Genomic DNA, 16,914 nt, shown 5'->3' with positions numbered 1-16,914 from the left:
CTAAACCGGATAAATTTTACTAATCTTTTGGCTTTTTAAATTCCATGAATTCCACCGGTGCTCCATTCACTTTGATAAACGCTACGGTTAAACCCTCACTGGGTGAATTCGGTTCAATGATAACCTCCTCTCCTGCCAGGGCTTGTTCCAGGTTATCTACTTCGAAAGCAACATGCGGTATAGTTTTGACGATTTCCGGATACGGAGCGTCTTCCCAATATCGCTGCCACTGAATGCCAAAGGCATTGCTTTCGTGATCAGAGACAGTCATCTTCAAATGTGGAAGATCAATTTCTTCCTCAAAAGAGTCTTTCGTTGGTATTCCGATATGATGAAATTTCATAGGTTTTCTGTTTTTTATACTGACTCTGGCCGTAGGCAAATGGACGCTCTTCGTATTCTCTTAATGATAATTATAAAGCCCTTCTTATTTAAATTGCTTAATTATTGAACCGTTTCTTCAAATGCTTTCTGTGCCGTTTCAAGTGAGGCAAAGGCCTTATATCGTCCGTCCGGATTGACAACAAAATGCAGCGGCAATGAACTGATATTCAATGCCCTTCGGGTTTCGTTAACGGTTTTTGAAATCAGCTGTAATCCCTCCGGATTATGCTTTTCTAAGAACGTTCGCCACTTTTCTTCCTCTTCATCAATGGAAAGATCAACAAAAGCCACATCCTGATTATGCCTATAAGCTGCTTTAAGAGAGTCGAGCTGGGGCTTTTTTTCTATACATGGAATACACCAAGTGGCCCAAAGAGCCACAAAGTAGGTTTTCCCTTTAATGGTATTCAAATTATATGGTTCGTCTTTTTCATCATACACAACATGGGCGGGGACTGTTTGCAGACCTCCATCAGAAAAACTCCACAGAACAGTCGCATTTACCAATTCCCCCTCTAAGTTTCTTCCAAATCCCTCATTCTCCATAATTAGAGGCTGACTGAGCAAAAAGTAGATGAAGATTCCGGCTACAGATAAAGTTGAAATAGCTTTTAGCCTTTTTCCGGTTTCTTTACGTGAAATTATGATCGCAAATGTGCCCACCCCAAATAGTATGAGTATAAATGGGAAGTAGAAGTAGTTGAAGAGATCAAAAATTATAAATGGGATAAAGAGTAGCGGCAGGAATTTTACAGGTGTTTCCTGGTTGATCTTTCCGCTTGCATACAGGGCCGCAAAGCATAGCCCTACAGGAATCCACTTCAATATATTAGCTTGGTGAATATTGAGTGGATTAGGGAATAGGAAAAAGTAAAAGCCGCCTCCTAAAATTATTATAGATGATAAAATTCCTGCCAAAAGTCTTAAGCCGTTTCTTTTAAACATGGTTTGATACCTATTTTGCTACATTGAAGCCCCTTACCCATCTTTTTATAAGCGGCCTGTTTTACTAATAAATTGGAGCTTAATAATTTAGACACGATATAACAAAGATAAAGTAAGCTGAAGTTTCCCTCTTTTAAAAATTATCTCTTCGTTAACTACACTGTCTAAGTTGAGACTATTCAGTAAGAATAAACGTAAGAGAGCAATTGTTTTGATCAAAAAAAGATGTGGATAATTTTACGCATTAAATGTTGCTACAAAAACTCTAAGTCACAATGGATCACAAAGAAATAACTATAAGGACCTATTCTAACTTGTGCACTTGGTAATATTTAGTGGGTTTATGACTTCATGACCGAACTAAATAACAATTTGATTTTCAAATAACATATAATCAGTTCCCCATTGGATATTGATTCTCCCTTTGCCCTATTTTAGAAATTGTTGTTAGCAATCTTAGAAATTTTATTCCGTGACTTTAGACCTGTTTGAACCGGCCGCACTTACCCAAAAGCAACGGGTAAATTCTGCAATGGGAGAGGAGCTTCCACCTCACCATCCCGGCGTGTACACCATGTACGATCGGCATGACCAGGTTTTATATATTGGCAAGACCAAAGACTTGCAACAGCGCATCACCTCATACCGCTATACAAAATCTAAAAAGTCACAGCGGATGATCGCACACCTTGAGCGTATTTCTTATGAAGTATGCAACACGGAAACGGATGCTATTCTCTTGGAAAACCTGCTGATTCGTTCGCTGCGCCCGCCATTCAATCACGCCAACAAAAAGCCAGAAACCTATTACTACATATCCACGGCCCGAAGGGGTAATCATCGGGAATTCAGGCTTTCCATGCGTGTGCCGGAAGATTATCCAAATGTGTATGGTTGTTTTAAAGGACACCTGAAAACACGGAAGGGACTGGGGGCAATGCTCAAATTATTGTACCTGCTAAACCGGCCGGTGAAAAGTGCTGCTTACCTGCCGAATCAACTCTTGAACCGGATCACTCCTCAAAAATTTAAGCTTCGGCTGGATACTCAAACCGGCGTTCTGGTGGATAATTTTTTGCGTGGATCTTCAGGATTGCTTGCGGATGAACTTGAAGCACATGTAATGGATATCAAATTCAAAGATCGGTTCACTGAAAATTATTTCGATAATGAGCTTGAGCAGCTTCGTATGTTTTACACGCTTGGGCCAAATCGTAATTTCCGCATGAAGAAAGAACTGGGGTTGGAATCAGTGCTCATCAATCAAGATGAAATTGATGATTTGATGGCAGTGATGAAACGAAAGTAGCAAGCATTCATATGTTCCGACGCAGAGCGATCGGAACAAGGTGGCGGGGATGATCCAGTGAGGCCTTGGGTGTTGGTTATTGGGTAGTCGGTAATGGGTATTGGTTATTGAATATTCATCATTGGATATTCTCACTAACCACCCTCGCTCCTGACGCTCTGCGTCGGAGCGAATTACTAAGCTAAAATTCAACCCAATCCATATAATCCCCAAGTTCTCCTCTCTTATCTGCATTTTTACCGGTTAGAAAATGGCTTGAAACAATCTCTGAGTGAAGTAACCTCGAAGCGTCCGAAGGACCTGCGAGCGTTACGGGCAATAAAGCTGAAAAGGCGAACGCTGCGAGGACCTACGGACGCTCGAAGGTTCTCTGGTCTACCCTTCCAACCAGTAAATGCGTTATTTTAGTCTATCTTAACCCAATCCATAAAGTCCTCAAGCTCTCCTCTTTGATCTGCATTTTTGCCGGTTTTGGTATGAGCTGATTCGGGAATATCCGCTGGAAAAATAAAAATAGCTCCGAGCAGAATCTCATGTTTGGGGATCCCTAAAAAGTCGAGCACTTTGGGTTTCCGCAAGCAGCCCCCCGACGACCAATATGCATTAAGGCCACGATCGGTAGCCGCCAGCAGCAGGTTTTGGATGGCCGCACCGGTGGCCGCAATGTGCTCCATATTTTTCACGTTGGGGTGAAATTTTCGGCCCGGCCTTCGGTTGCGTTCCGGTAGCCAGGTTCCGAGGATCAATGCATCAGCGGCAGCCAGCATTTGCTTTATCCCATCACTGGATTTCATGGGCCTTTCATCTTTCAGGGCTTCCAATAACTCTCGGCAATTGAAGCCGTCAATGGCATGGAACCGCCAGGGTTCAGCACCGGACAGCTTCTCGGATCGTTGCTTTTCAGGGCTGGTATAATGGAAGGGGGCCTGCCCGGCTAACTCAATCAACTGCTCAATGGTTCTTTTGAATTCATCTCCCTTGGTCACCGGCAGAGGATTTTGTGGATCCACGCGTACTTTCAAGGTTTTGCGGGTGCGAATAGACTGGTCAGTGTGCATGAGATGGAGACGGATTGAAGTTTTTTAAGAAGATAAGAAATTGGGGCTGTTTTTTTACAGAGGTTCCCAAGAGTTGTCACCCTGAGCAGGAAATGAATCAGGGAGGACAAAGCAGTAGTACGCGAAGGGTATCAAAACCTGCTCTGGCAAGTAGTATTAACGATTGAGATCCCTCGTGATTCACGGCTTTGCCTTCCAAGGCTTGGAATGCACTCGGGATGACAAGCCAAAAATATAATATCCCTAAGAGTTGTCTCCCTGAGCGGGAATGAGTTGGACAGGGTGAGTTGTATTACGCGAAGGGTCTCAATGTCCGTACTGACTGCCATGTATAACATTGAGATTCCTCGTGTTCTACCTGGTTGCCCTTTGCTGTTTAACGGGCACTCGGAATGACAACTTTTTGGGTGATATCAACCTCCTCTAATTATCACCCTTTTAATGGGGGAGGGAATAATTTTCATTGCCTATTTTCAATTATATTTTCGCAGCGGGTTTTAAGCCTGTAAGCAAACTTGTATCACTGTTTGAATATTCATCATTCGCCCATCATTTTGATATGATATAGACCGATTTGTGATATACGATCTGCGGAATTATCGGCTAATTTTGAAGGAGGGTTGGGCAGGAAATTTTTCCTCGGGCTTATAAATTATAGTTTTGTGCTATGTTCTACCGCATACTTAAGAAGAGCATGTGTGCCGGTCAGCTTGAGCTTGTTACACATATTGTTGCGGTGATTTTGAACGGTCTTGATGCTAATATTCAGGTCATCGGCAATATCCTGATTGGTCTTCATTTCGGCTAAAAGTTTAAGAATAGTTAGTTCAGATGAAGTTAAGAGATTTATTCCTTCGTTGTCGGAAGCGGGCTCCATCAATTTGGTATTTCGGTTCACTAAAAAGTCAGAAATGGCGGGACTTAGATAATGCTTTCCTTTTATAACTGCTTTAAGACAATCTAAAATATCGGATACCGTATTTTCTTTCAGCACATAACCTTTGACCCCAATATCCATGGCTTTATTGAAAATTGATTCGTCTTTATACATGGTTAAAAATATGATTTCTATCTTAATGCTTTCCTTATGAACTTTTTGAGCGACTTCAAATCCTGTCATGCCCGGCATTTCGATATCAAGAATAGCGATATCAGGTTTTTGTTCCCTGATAATTTCTAATGCGCTTTCACCTTCGTCGGTCTCAATGATACTGTACTTTCCCTGTTTCTCAATCACTTGCCGCAGCCCATTTCTAATGAGTACATGATCATCAGCCAGCAATAAGGTTTTCTTAATATCCATAACTTGATATTACTTCGGAATTATGATTTTGATGGTGGTTCCCTGCCCATGGCTTGATGCCATAGTTATTGTTCCTCCAAGCGTTCCAATTCTTTCTTTCATTCCCGAAAATCCTAAACCCTGATCATATTTTTCGTTTGTCATATCGAATCCTTTTCCATCATCCCAAATGGTTGCTTTTACGTCAGTTTCAGACTTTCTGATCATAACTGATGCTTCTTTAGCCTTTGAATGCTTTTGGATATTATTGGTAGCTTCCTGAATCACCCGATAGAAATTGATCTCCTTATTTTCAGGAAAAGTCTCATCTATATCGTCAATATGGTAACTCCATTCAATTTTGGATGTTCGCTGCAATTGATCGCAAAGATTTTCAATAGCTTCTGTTAATCCGAATTTTTCTAAATGAACCGGGCGTAAGTTATGGGAAATATTGCGAACATCTCTTATTGATACCACGGAACTTTGCATAATCTCATCAAGTTGTTTTCGGGTTTCTTCAGGATCATCGGCTTGCTGTTGTGCTAATTCGGCTCTGTTCTTTATCACCAAAATCTGCTGGCCTAATCCATCATGCAGTTCGGAAGCTATGCGCCGGCGTTCTTGCTCCTGTGATTCAATGAGTTTTTCCGTAAATCTTTTTTTCCGTTCATTTTCTTTCTTCAAATTATTAACTCTTACATAATAAATAGTTGGCCCGATACTGACAAAAAGAATGATAAGTAACGTATATAACCAGGGTTTTTGCCAGAAAGGGGGAACCACCGTAATAGCTAATGATGCGCCTTCTTCGTTCCATATTCCATCACCATTACTTGCTATAACCTGAAACGTATATTCGCCCGGTGGGATACTTGAAAAGATGGCTTCACGACTTCCACCAACTTCAATCCAGTCGTTATTAAGCCCGGTAATTTTATGCTTAAACTCGACTTTTTAGGGATCCGTGAAATTTAATGCGGTGTATTGTATCTGAAGATAAGGGGTATTGTAGGGAATGGTAATATTTTCTTCACCTGTATAAACAGCTTCATTTGATCTAACATTTTCAATATATACCGGGGGAGATACTTCATTAACGTCAGCCTTCGTGGAAGAGACGACCGCAACTCCATCAACGGTTGGAAAATATATTTTCCCAAAAGAATCCATAAAAGCACTGGGCTGGAATCCTCCATTGGTTTCAGATGAATTCATTCCATCACCGGTTCCATAGGAGTATGCCCGCAACTTCAATTTTTCCAGCAATAACTGCATCTAAATCTGATTTACTGACGCGGGATATTCCCCTGTTACTGCCCATCCAGAAATACCCGTTTTCATCCTCAATAATATGAGATACGATATTATCAAAAAGTCCCTGGGCGGTTGTTACATTATCAATATTTCCATCTTTCAACCGAAAAATACCATGTCCATAAGTTCCAACCCACATAACACCTTCATCATCTTTATGAATAGCTCTTACGTAAGGCTGCTGAATTATTGGACTATCATCTTCTGAAACCAATAAATCAACTTTATATACTGTATCATCTTTAATTTTGTTTAACCCTTGACCCGTTCCTGCCCACATGGTTCCATCTTCATCCTCGAAAAGAATTCGTGCATCGTTATAGTAGAGGCCGTCTTCTGTGGTAAAGCGCCGGATTATGCCTTCATTATAAATGACTAAAAAGTCGGAGGTGGCAATCCACATATTTCCTTTGCTGTCTTCCGTGATGGCAAATATTTCTGCTGATGAGAAACCTTCTTCTACACCTAAAAATGTACCCGGTTCATCCAGAGATTCAGTCACATAAACCCCCCTTGCCCCAAACCAAAAACGCCCTTGTGAATCCTCATACATTGACCAAAAACAACCATTTTCAGCTATAAAATCATCCTTCGGGATACTCAATTGCCCGTCTTTCCAGTGATATATGCCCCCGCAGTTGGTTGAAAATAGAGCCGAACCATCTTTTAACTGCATCAGAGCTAACATTTTTTCATTTTGCAATCCATCTTCTTCATCAATCATGGTAATGATGGATTTATTCAGTTTAAAAAGCCCGTCGGCTGCCGTACCAATCCAATAATTTCCTTCGTTATCTTCTAATATTTGTTGAAAACGGATGTCCCCGGAATCCTCAAAAGGTTGAAATCTTTCAAAGTTTGTTCCATTCCAAATTGATAAAGCACCAAAAACCTGGGCATATAAATTTCCTTTTTTGTCTTTTTTAAAATCAATAAAATTATCGGAGGGTAACCCGTTACTGCCATTGAAAAAAGTTATTTCTTCATTTTCATACTTGATAATACCATCACTCATGGTGCCTATAAATAAGGTTCCTGACCCTTCCGGAAATTCAGTACTGTTCAGCAGTGAACTGCCGACATAGTTTTTGAAATTTTTAACTACAACAACGGAATCACCTATAGTTTTGTAAAGATTTTCATCATTTACCAGCCATACCCCTCCGGCTTCTTCTTTTGCCTGTTGGGTCAATTTCGGGTCGGCACTTACAGGAACTTCAATGAAATCCTCGCCACTATACCTGTACACTTTTCCAAAAATGGTGGCCCAAAGCACGTCATTTTCATCTTCTTTCATTTCTCGTGGTGATTCTCTTATTGAGCCCTCATTGAAAATGTAGGCTTTAAAAACTCCATCTTTTAATCTTAATAAACCGTTCTCAGTTGTTACCCAAAGGACTCCTTTTCTGTCTTCATAAATTTTGATAATCCGGTCATAGTGCATATTGGGAGAGTTGGACCGGTTGAAAGTGGTGAAATTTAGCCCATCAAACCGAACTAATCCCCCGTTGGTTGCAATCCAAATGTAGCCATCCTGTGATTGAAGAATATCATTAACTGTGCTTTGGGGAAGACCATCTTCCATCCCGAAATGGGTGACCACATAGTTCTCTTCTCCTATTTCCTGAGAAAAGGCGAATTGAATAAAAAGCAGGGGAATTAATCCCCCTATAATCCATATAAATAACCAACGTATCATGAAGCTTAGATACGCTAAGAACCCCAGAAAATCAACTTATCGGGTGAGTCTTAATCTATTATTAATTCCCGTTATCCCGCCGGATTTTTAGTTCAGTCCAAAATGTAATTTTTTGCTACCTGCTTATACTCCTTTACTTCTTGTTCCACCCAACTTTCATCTTTCCCAAATTCGGCGGCTATCAATCGTCCCACTTCCGGTGCCATTTCTACGCTGGCTTTGGCGTCCAAAAGCAATGCCCGGGTTCGGCGGGCCAGTACATCTTCAATGGTTTGTGCCAGTTCATTACGCACTGCCCATACCACTTCGGCCTTCAGGTAGGGGAGATTTGGATGTAATTTCTCTCCCAACTCCGGGTTTTCGTCAATCAATTTATTTAGGGCTACTTTGTCGGAGCCGTACACAAAAAGATGATCTTCCCGGTCTACGTTTTTAAGCCAACCGTGAATTCGCAATTCTTTGGTTGGGGTTTCTTTAACATCGAGACCTGCAACCATAGCGGCCTGGTCTACCGTATCTTCGGCCATCTTACGATAGGTTGTCCACTTTCCGCCCGCAATAGTGACCAAACCTGATTCTGAAACTTGTATATGATGACTTCTTGAAATCTCGGAGGTATCTTTCACATCGGCGGGTTTTACTAAAGGTCGAATTCCGGCAAATACACTTTTCACATCTGCTCGCTCCGGATCTTTGCTTAGATATTGAGCTGCGTGCCTCAACACAAATTCTATTTCTTCTTCAAGAGCCACCGGTTCCAGGGTTGCTTTATCTACAGGGGTATCAGTGGTTCCTACAATTACTTTATCGTGCCATGGAACGGCAAAAAGTACGCGGCCGTCTTCGGTGTGGGGAACCATAATCGCTGAATCGCCTGGTAAGAATTCCTTATCTAATACTAAATGAATTCCCTGTGCATATTGAATGATTTTGGTGTGCCCTTCCTCATCCATTTCCAAAACTTCATCGGTAAATATTCCTGTGGCATTGATTACAACACGGGAATTGATTTCGTAATCTTTCCCATCTAACATATCACGGACTTTAACGCCTTCCACAAGTCCTTGACTGTTTTTTTCCAGTCCTGTCACTTTCATATAATTTAGTGGAAAACCTCCTTCATCATGCATGGTTTGTGCCAAATTGATGGAAAGGCGGGAATCATCAAACTGACCATCATAATATATTACGCCACCCCGAAGTCCTTCCGGTTCCAGGGTTGGTATCTTCTCTAAGGTTTTTTCTTTAGAAAGGTTTTTTGATTTATTGATACCTAATTTTCCGGCCAGCGCATCATACACCTTCATCCCAACACCATAAAAAGGACCGTTCCACCATTCATAACTGGGTACTATAAAAGACTGATGACTTACCAAATGCGGCGCATTTTGCATTAGCAATCCACGCTCTCTCAAAGCTTCAATAACTAAGGAAACGTCCCCTTGCTGCAAATATCGTACACCGCCATGCACCAGTTTTGTACTTCGGCTGGAGGTACCTTTCGAAAAATCATGCATTTCGAGTAACAGTGTCTTGTAGCCCCTTGCTGCTGCATCCACACCGACTCCCAATCCGGTTGCCCCACCGCCAATTACGACTACATCCCAGTAGTCATTAAAGTTTTTGATGTGATCAAGAAATTCTGCTCTTTTCATATCGGTATAAATTAAATGTTGATCAGTTAATTGTATAATGGTTATTCGGTGATACTAATTCCTAATAACCATTAACTAATAGCACCCTTGCAGGCTTCTTTGCCTATTTCATATACGCGCTCTCCCTGATCAAAATCAAATACACCGCATGCATTTCGGGGAATTTCGATGAGATGATCGGGCTTATACATTTCGACCGTCAATTCTGTAAGTCGGTCTTGGGTAAAACTGAAGGTACTGTCCATCAGCTCGATCAGTGAAAACGATCCTTCCTCCGCCGGTAGTTCAGCTTTGGGCTTCGTTTTTCTTTTTGCTTTAATGGCATCCGGCAACAACTTATCGAACCATTTTTGCATTTCTTCCATCTTATCCGGCTCTGGTGCTTTATCATATTTTGGATCAGGACGCCCATTCAAATTTACAGCTACAATCATGGCTCCTTCTTCTTTTTTTACCAAATTGATGGGCAGTGGATTCAGCACCCCGCCGTCAACAAGTACTTTCCCGTCTTCAACTACCGGAACAAAAAAACCGGGAATAGAAACCGAAGCTCTAAGTGCTTTATACAAATCTCCTTTTTTAAAATGGACTTCTTTGTGGTGGCGCATATCTGTAGCTACAGCTGTGAATGGAATGGAGAAATCCTCAATCTTTTCCTCCCCGGTCACCTCAAGATGCTTAGCAAAAAGTTTTTCACCCTTTACAAATCCTTGTTTGGCAAAAGTGAAATCCAACAAGTCAAATACATCTCTTTTGGAAAGACTTAGAATCCATTTTTTATACTCGGGAAGATGTCCGGCTGCATAAATTCCACCAACAACCGCTCCCATGGAACAACCTATTACTTCAATAATTTCATAGCCGGCTTTTTCCAATTCCTCTATTACAGCGATATGTGCAATCCCTCGTGAACCGCCACTGCCAAGTACTAAGTGGACTTTTTTATTTGGCATATTTCAATAAATATATTTCTTACTTATTACTACATCATTTGAACTATCGAAATGTATTACCATTTTAATACAAATTATAAATGAATTCATTCTGTATGAATATTTATCTCAGATTTACAATTTCTATTTCAGTACTCGTTTTACTGGCTTTCTTTGGATGCAAAAATTCCAATAATAAATTATCTAAAAAATTAAGCAGTGAAGAATTTTCATCATACGAAAGTACAGGAAGCAAATTAGCTACTTCTACACAAAAGGTTTTAGCATCCAATTTAGTTGTAGCTATTGAAGAAAATGGTGTCTCCGAAGCTATTGAGTTTTGTAATATACAGGCGATACCTCTTACAGATAGTATGTCAGTTGAATTAGAAGCACATATTAAAAGAGTTACCGATCAACCAAGGAACCCAAACAATTTGGCAAATGAATCAGAAATGGAATACATCCAATCTGCCAAAACAACTCTTCAAAATGGTCAAGATGTTACCCCGTCGGTGAGACAAACCAATGGTACCGTAACCGGTTACTATCCTATTATTACTAATCAACTTTGTATGCAATGTCACGGAAATGAAGGATCTCAAATCAATGATGAAACATTGACAAAGATCAAAGAACTTTATCCCAATGATAAAGCCACCGGTTATGAGGTTGGTCAGTTACGTGGAATATGGGTTGTAGAAATGAAAAAAGATTCGCTTCAATAACATAGGCTAATTTGACAATATAGATAGAATCGAATCTTTTATGTCAGTCAGGCTTTCAACCGTTTGAAAAGCACTAATGTTTTCTCCTAATACAAAAAGAGGAACTTTATTCCGGGTATGAGTTTTTGTTGATAGATTTTCGAGGTTGCCATGATCGCTGGTAATGACCAATACATCCTTACTACTTTTGTGATTTATTATATGTAACAGAAATTCATCCAGTGGTTCGAGTGCTTTTCTTGCATATTGGTGATTTTGACTGTGGCCGGCTTTATCGGTGAGATAATATTCATATAGTATCAAATCGTAATCTGAAACTAGATTTAATAACCTTTCACCAGCTTCTTTTGGGCTGATTTCTGGAATATCGATCCCTAATTTTTCTCCCCAGGCTTTTTGGGTAATTTCTGCCGTTAATGCTTTTTCGTTAAGTACATCTTCCGTAGTATTTAATTTCAAGCCGGTACTCTTTGTCATCAGTGTAGTACATGTCCAACGATTTTTCTTTTCTGATTTTTCAAAGAAAATGGGGGGATAGGCATTAATAAAATAGGGTTTCTTGCCTTTATCTTTGACTGCATGAAAAATGCTTTCTTTTTTTAAAAAAGGCTTAATTCCTGAATGTGGGTATGGACCAAAATGCTTACCAATTTCTTTGGAAGTATTCCGACCGGTAAATAGTGCCGTTTGACCAGTTCCGCTTTGGGGTAATCCTTCTACGCCGAGATTTGCATCTATGGGTTTGAATAGATGGTTTTCCTCTATCACCGGTTTGGCTTTTGAGTTAAAAGGTCCACCTGTTAAGATTTCAAATGACTCATATCGGTTTATTGAAAAAGGATTGAATGAACTATTTTCTCCAAGTCCAATACCATCAATAAAAATGAAAATAACTGACATTAATTTTTATTTAGCTCAAAATTTAAAACTTCTTAGCGTCCGATACGTCTTACTAGCGTTTGGAAAAAAACCTTTTTATTAAACCGAACGCTTCGAGGATCTTTAGACGCCCGAAGGTTCTAATATCATATTTTAAAAATATACTAACACATCTATATCTATCTGACCAATAAACAGTCTGATGGATTTTCTTTAATTTCAGTTTGAATTAAATAAATAGTCGGACGGGCTTTGAGCCGTCTGACCAAGAGGTCTATTCTTACTTTTCTAATATAATAGTTACCGGTCCGTCGTTTTCCAGTTTTACATTCATCATGGCTCCAAATTTTCCGGTTTGAATATCAAGATCCGTATTGGCTTTGAACCACTCTATCATGTCTTCATACATGGGCTCTGCTTTTTCCGGTTGGGCAGCTTCAATGAAACTGGGACGGGTGCCTTTATCTGAATTAGCATACAAGGTAAATTGAGACACTAATAAAATTCCACCGCCTACATCCTGTACGGACAGATTCATTTTACCATCCTCATCTTCAAAAATTCGAAGCTTGGATATTTTATTACAAATCCATTCCATTTGTTCTTTGGTATCATCTTTATGAATTCCAATTAACACCAAAAACCCTTGATCGATGGCACCTATAATTTCATTTTCGACGGTTACTGAAGAAGATTTAACGCGCTGAATGACTGCTTTCATAAACTGTGGATATGTGGATTACTGTGTGGATTACTCATTGATAAAAATTGGATAACTCAAAACGGTTAAAATTGTCAACAGGTTTCAACAATAAAATTACTCTATCAACAATTCAAAAGAATAACTTTTAGTGTTAATGACTTTCCTGCTGTTTTTATGTCCGAAATATATAACAGTGTGGATAAATAAATTATAATCCCTTTAAAGTATTGATTTTTAAGGGTGAGTTATAAACAAAACTATCCACATGTTTTTAGCATCCGATAAATAAATCGGGATAAAAAAGTTATCCACTTATCCACACTCTCTACTATTACTATTAAATTATATAAATCTCATTTTTGTTATCTCTTAGGTGTGGAAAAGTGTTGGAAAAAGTTTCCAAAACACTCTTGTAAAGATTCTATATTTGTGTGTTGTTAGTGAGGAGTGATAGTTGAAAATTGATAGGGTGATTTTTTAGTTAATAATGATTAACAGGTTCAATTAAGCATTTAGTGTTTTAGATATTTAGTGCAAAATAAAATCAGCGATCGCATGAGTGATGAAAAGCAATTTACATACAAAGATTCCGGTGTTGATATCAAAGCCGGGGAAGAAATGGTGGAATCTATCAAGGGTGTGGTAAAGGATACCCATGGGCCGGAGGTGTTACATAACATTGGAGGGTTTGGTGGATTTTTTAAACCTGATTTCGGTTCCTATGAAAACCCAGTTTTTGTAAGCTCTGTAGACGGTGTTGGCACTAAATTGATTGTAGCCTTTAAAGCCGGTAAATATGATACGGTTGGACAAGATCTTGTCAATCATTGTGTGAACGATATTGCCGTATGCGGTGCCAAACCGTTGTTCTTCCTCGATTATTTTTCCACCGGAAAATTAGAGCAGCATGTTGGGGTTGATGTGGTAAAAGGATTTGCTAAGGCTTGTAAAGAAAATGGGGTTGCACTGATTGGAGGAGAGACCGCAGAGATGCCGGATATTTATGATGAAGGAGAATTTGACCTTGCCGGAACCATCGTTGGCATTGTGGATGAAGATAAAGTTATAAACGGCTCTGACATCCAAAAAGGAGATGTGTTGCTGGGATTCAAAAGCTCCGGATTACATACCAACGGTTATTCTTTAGCCCGAAAAGTGCTGTTCAGTAAGCACAAAGTAGAGAACTACGTTGAAGAACTGGGTAGCACGGTTGGGGATGAATTGCTGAAAGTCCACCGTTCTTATTTATCGTTGATCACCAAGTTAAAAGAAATACCCGGTATAAATGGATTTTCCCACATCACGGGAGGCGGAATTGTGGGTAACACCAAGCGAATCCTCCCAAAAGGAATGAAACTCGATATTAATTGGGATGCCTGGGAGCGACCACCCGTCTATAAAATGATCAAGGAAATCGGAAACGTACCCGAAGACGATATGCAGGCTACTTTTAATTTAGGTATTGGATTAATTGCTGTGGTTTCTGAAAGTGAGGTGGATGTTGTTAAGAAAAAGGCTGAGGAGTTGGGGGAAGAGGTTTTTGAGGTTGGTTTTGTTGTGTAATGTTAAATTCTAAATGATGAATTTTGAATTTAATGCATTTCTGTTTTAATCCCGTTCATATTTTGTGGGGAATACCAAAAGGATTTGACAAACCGGCAGTTTTAATTACTGCTTACCGACCTGATCCGGAAAGGTGGTATAAAGATTATTTAAACAGAGTTTAGTCATGAAGAAAAAAACAAAATATACTCACTCAGGTAATTATGTAGCTGAAGTTGAAGTAGATTTAATTACAACGGAAAACGAATGGTCTCCATATTTAAGCCTGGAAGAAGCTAAGAAGCTTGATAATGTTAGAGAAGCACTTAATAAAAATGATTTAAAGAAAGCTTCTGAATATGGAAAAGTGTACAAAATGGAGCCAGTACATTAAATAAATTTAAGGCTCGAACCAACTTCTCTTTTTAATCATGATTTACCTCGTTTTTGCGATTACCAAGATTAATAATTCTCAGAAAACCATGTCAATCCTTTACTCCTGATAATCATGGTTCTTATGATTAGATATAGAATCAGCAACTACTAGCCCAATCCGTCTCATCTGCTTTCCATTCAATAATAGCTACAAATACCCATTTTTAGCTTACCGATCCTCCCCTTATTTTAGTTTCATGAATGAAAATGAAATTCAGCCCAAAGAAGACGAAAATAGTAATGAGTTTCCAAACCTGACTACAGGTAAACTTCTTATCCTATCCGTTGTATCTGCCAATATCTATGTATTTTTTTCATTTTTAATTATCCGCTATTGGCATGAAGGAGATTTGAGTGATGTCTTGGAGAGTAGCTTTACTTTTTGGAATCAAGCAGGAATAGGAGTGGGAATTGGATGCCTTGCAGCGGGAATCATTTATAGTGCCATCAGGTGGACCCCTATTAATGATGTTCTCTCAGATTTTTCAATTTTTGAAGCTCTTTCAAAAACAAAATTTTCACTTTTTGACAGGATTCAGATTTCCCTATTTGCAGGAGGAGGAGAAGAACTTTTATTTAGGGGAGCCATTCAACCACTTTTAGGTAATACCGTTACTTCCATCATATTTATTGGAATTCACGGGTATTTCAAATTTAAAAGTCCGAAGCATATTCTTTTTGGTGGGTTGATGTTTGGATTGAGTTTTATGCTTGGTTTGCTGTATGAACACATTGGATTGATGGCAGCGATGTGTGCTCATGCCGTTTATGATTTAATTATGCTACAAGTTGTTCAAACATATCTTAAATAAAAAAGCCGATCAAATGAATGACCGGCCTTTTTGAAATTAGATGTTGAGTAAATTTTTAGAAATCAAATTCAGGTATTTCACCAACTTCAACGGTAAATATACCGTCGCTATTTGGTTCGCTGGTTTCGCCTAAAACTTCTCCATCACTTAAAAGTGTAAGAGTTATATCCGGACTATCACTTCCAATTGGAGATGCAGATAATTGATATCCTATAAAGTCTCCATCTACTAAATCTCCCTCAGCACTTCCGGAGGAAGAAATAGTAACCTGACCTATAGTCTCAAATGTACCCCCATCGGAGGAGCAGGCTGACATGAATAAGCCAAGTATGCATACTGTGATTATTGATTTTAGTTTTTCTCTTAACGTAAATTTATACATGATTGATGAATTTTTTTAAAATTAGATGTACCCTTTAAGGCACAAGTAACATAAAAATTATGACTTAGAATTTTAAATAAAGATTATCATCACTTATGATTGATATTGAAAAACCTCTTCCAATGGTTTATCAAATACCTTAGCTATTTTAAAAGCCAGCTCTAAAGAAGGAGAATATTTTGCTGCTTCAATAGCATTAATGGTCTGACGCGTTACCCCCACTTTGTCAGCTAACTCCGCTTGTGTCATCTCTCCATGATTAAAACGAAGCTTTCTGATATTGTTAATGATTTTGGTTTCATCCATATCAATAAATTTTACGATAGTGATAAATCATGGTTGTTCTCTTGATAATACTTGAACTAAAAAGCACCAGAAATAAAGCATGAAAAATCATATTAGGCTGCCCAATTAATTCATAAGCACTTCCTTGTTCGCTAAATAAATTGGATAAGAAAACCTGAATAAGAATTACAACAATTGAAAAGCTTAAAAAACCGTAAGCATTTTTAAGACCCTTTGCTTCTATTTTTTCATCCCGCTCATCTTTTATCACTTTATTCTTGTATTCACTGATACCAATTAATAGCTCAATAGCCAATGCAATCCAGAATACATTGAAAAATATTTTTGTAAAATGATCGGAGTAGTCAGGAATAATATCGGGCCAGCCAAAAACCATTAGTACATAGAAGAAAACTACGGAAAGAGAAAACCCAATAGAGGTCCAGGATAAAATTTCTTGTTTAGACATAATCTTATGTAATTAGTTAAGTGTCAAAACTTCTTTACGTGATGTATAAAATATGTTACACTTTAGTCCAAAAAAATTCTTGTATAGTTGGTCTGTTT

General features: G+C 39.0%; 19 protein-coding genes and 1 pseudogene. 5 read left to right on the top strand and 15 right to left on the bottom strand.

From position 1 onward, the window contains the following. Positions 1-19: 19 nt before the first annotated feature. Both RI561_RS01720 and RI561_RS01715 read right to left on the bottom strand, forming a co-directional pair. The gene (locus RI561_RS01720; protein WP_395078487.1) at positions 20-343 is read right to left on the bottom strand and encodes a VOC family protein; all 324 of its coding nucleotides are present in this window, start codon (positions 341-343) and stop codon (positions 20-22) included. A gap of 101 nt (positions 344-444) precedes the next feature. Further along, positions 445-1,329 (bottom strand): TlpA family protein disulfide reductase, encoded by an 885-nt coding sequence (locus tag RI561_RS01715; protein WP_395078486.1) that lies wholly within the window; start codon positions 1,327-1,329, stop codon positions 445-447. A 472-nt stretch (positions 1,330-1,801) separates the two neighbouring features. On the opposite strand from RI561_RS01715, the gene RI561_RS01710 reads away from it, so the two are divergent. Next, entirely contained in the window at positions 1,802-2,638 is an 837-nt protein-coding gene (locus RI561_RS01710) for a GIY-YIG nuclease family protein (RefSeq protein WP_395078485.1), read from the top strand. Positions 2,639-3,042: 404 nt separating this feature from the next. Here the strand turns inward: RI561_RS01710 and RI561_RS01705 are convergent, their stop codons facing one another. The 8 genes and pseudogenes from RI561_RS01705 to RI561_RS01670 form a co-directional block, all read right to left on the bottom strand. Further along, on the bottom strand, positions 3,043-3,696 hold the full coding sequence (locus tag RI561_RS01705; RefSeq protein WP_395078484.1) for a nitroreductase family protein: 654 nt from the start codon (positions 3,694-3,696) through the stop codon (positions 3,043-3,045). 652 nt (positions 3,697-4,348) lie between these two features. After that, positions 4,349-4,999 carry a response regulator gene (locus tag RI561_RS01700; protein WP_395078483.1) on the bottom strand — a complete coding sequence of 217 codons (651 nt, stop codon included), beginning with the start codon at positions 4,997-4,999 and terminating at the stop codon, positions 4,349-4,351. Between the two features lie 9 nt (positions 5,000-5,008). Next, a complete protein-coding gene (locus RI561_RS01695; protein WP_395078482.1) occupies positions 5,009-5,665 on the bottom strand; it encodes a sensor histidine kinase in 657 nt (218 codons plus the stop codon). Positions 5,666-5,773: 108 nt separating this feature from the next. Further along, positions 5,774-5,920 (bottom strand): annotated as a pseudogene (locus RI561_RS01690) (triple tyrosine motif-containing protein); the annotation flags it as partial. 15 nt (positions 5,921-5,935) lie between these two features. Beyond that, complete coding sequence (locus tag RI561_RS01685) at positions 5,936-6,196, bottom strand: hypothetical protein (RefSeq protein WP_395078481.1); 261 nt, start codon at positions 6,194-6,196, stop codon at positions 5,936-5,938. Positions 6,197-6,200: 4 nt separating this feature from the next. Continuing rightward, the gene (locus RI561_RS01680; RefSeq protein ID WP_395078480.1) at positions 6,201-7,994 is read right to left on the bottom strand and encodes a two-component regulator propeller domain-containing protein; all 1,794 of its coding nucleotides are present in this window, start codon (positions 7,992-7,994) and stop codon (positions 6,201-6,203) included. Between the two features lie 92 nt (positions 7,995-8,086). Beyond that, complete coding sequence (locus tag RI561_RS01675) at positions 8,087-9,649, bottom strand: glycerol-3-phosphate dehydrogenase/oxidase (RefSeq protein ID WP_395078479.1); 1,563 nt, start codon at positions 9,647-9,649, stop codon at positions 8,087-8,089. Between the two features lie 71 nt (positions 9,650-9,720). Next, complete coding sequence (locus RI561_RS01670; RefSeq protein ID WP_395078478.1) at positions 9,721-10,602, bottom strand: patatin-like phospholipase family protein; 882 nt, start codon at positions 10,600-10,602, stop codon at positions 9,721-9,723. A gap of 95 nt (positions 10,603-10,697) precedes the next feature. Here RI561_RS01670 and RI561_RS01665 point away from each other — a divergent pair, with 95 nt between their 5' ends. Then, positions 10,698-11,309 carry a DUF3365 domain-containing protein gene (locus RI561_RS01665; RefSeq protein WP_395078477.1) on the top strand — a complete coding sequence of 204 codons (612 nt, stop codon included), beginning with the start codon at positions 10,698-10,700 and terminating at the stop codon, positions 11,307-11,309. A gap of 6 nt (positions 11,310-11,315) precedes the next feature. Here RI561_RS01665 and RI561_RS01660 read toward each other — a convergent pair whose 3' ends face one another. After that, the gene (locus RI561_RS01660) at positions 11,316-12,209 is read right to left on the bottom strand and encodes a hypothetical protein (protein WP_395078476.1); all 894 of its coding nucleotides are present in this window, start codon (positions 12,207-12,209) and stop codon (positions 11,316-11,318) included. Positions 12,210-12,468: 259 nt separating this feature from the next. After that, entirely contained in the window at positions 12,469-12,909 is a 441-nt protein-coding gene (gene dtd / locus RI561_RS01655) for a D-aminoacyl-tRNA deacylase (RefSeq protein ID WP_395078475.1), read from the bottom strand. Positions 12,910-13,446: 537 nt separating this feature from the next. On the opposite strand from dtd, the gene purM reads away from it, so the two are divergent. The 3 genes from purM (at position 13,447) to RI561_RS01640 (ending at position 15,680) form a co-directional block, all read left to right on the top strand. Next, positions 13,447-14,454, top strand: a complete 1,008-nt coding sequence (gene purM, locus RI561_RS01650; protein ID WP_395078474.1) for a phosphoribosylformylglycinamidine cyclo-ligase — start codon at positions 13,447-13,449, stop codon at positions 14,452-14,454. 166 nt (positions 14,455-14,620) lie between these two features. Beyond that, positions 14,621-14,827: a hypothetical protein gene (locus RI561_RS01645; RefSeq protein WP_395078473.1), complete on the top strand. Its 207-nt coding sequence runs from the start codon at positions 14,621-14,623 to the stop codon at positions 14,825-14,827. A 238-nt stretch (positions 14,828-15,065) separates the two neighbouring features. Then, complete coding sequence (locus tag RI561_RS01640) at positions 15,066-15,680, top strand: CPBP family intramembrane glutamic endopeptidase (RefSeq protein WP_395078472.1); 615 nt, start codon at positions 15,066-15,068, stop codon at positions 15,678-15,680. Positions 15,681-15,735: 55 nt separating this feature from the next. Here the strand turns inward: RI561_RS01640 and RI561_RS01635 are convergent, their stop codons facing one another. The 3 genes from RI561_RS01635 to RI561_RS01625 all read right to left on the bottom strand — a co-directional run bounded on the left by RI561_RS01635 (position 15,736) and on the right by RI561_RS01625 (position 16,816). Beyond that, positions 15,736-16,062, bottom strand: a complete 327-nt coding sequence (locus RI561_RS01635; RefSeq protein WP_395078471.1) for a hypothetical protein — start codon at positions 16,060-16,062, stop codon at positions 15,736-15,738. A gap of 93 nt (positions 16,063-16,155) precedes the next feature. Beyond that, positions 16,156-16,368, bottom strand: coding sequence for a helix-turn-helix transcriptional regulator (locus RI561_RS01630; RefSeq protein WP_395078470.1), 213 nt, complete (start codon positions 16,366-16,368; stop codon positions 16,156-16,158). Position 16,369: 1 nt separating this feature from the next. After that, positions 16,370-16,816: a hypothetical protein gene (locus RI561_RS01625; RefSeq protein ID WP_395078469.1), complete on the bottom strand. Its 447-nt coding sequence runs from the start codon at positions 16,814-16,816 to the stop codon at positions 16,370-16,372. Positions 16,817-16,914: the final 98 nt, after the last annotated feature.

It is taken from the genome of Gracilimonas sp., from assembly GCF_031581265.1.
Classification (GTDB): Bacteria; Bacteroidota; Rhodothermia; order Balneolales; family Balneolaceae; genus Gracilimonas.
The sequence above is the reverse complement of the archived record's forward strand: the minus strand, read 5'-3'. Positions and strand labels throughout refer to the sequence as shown.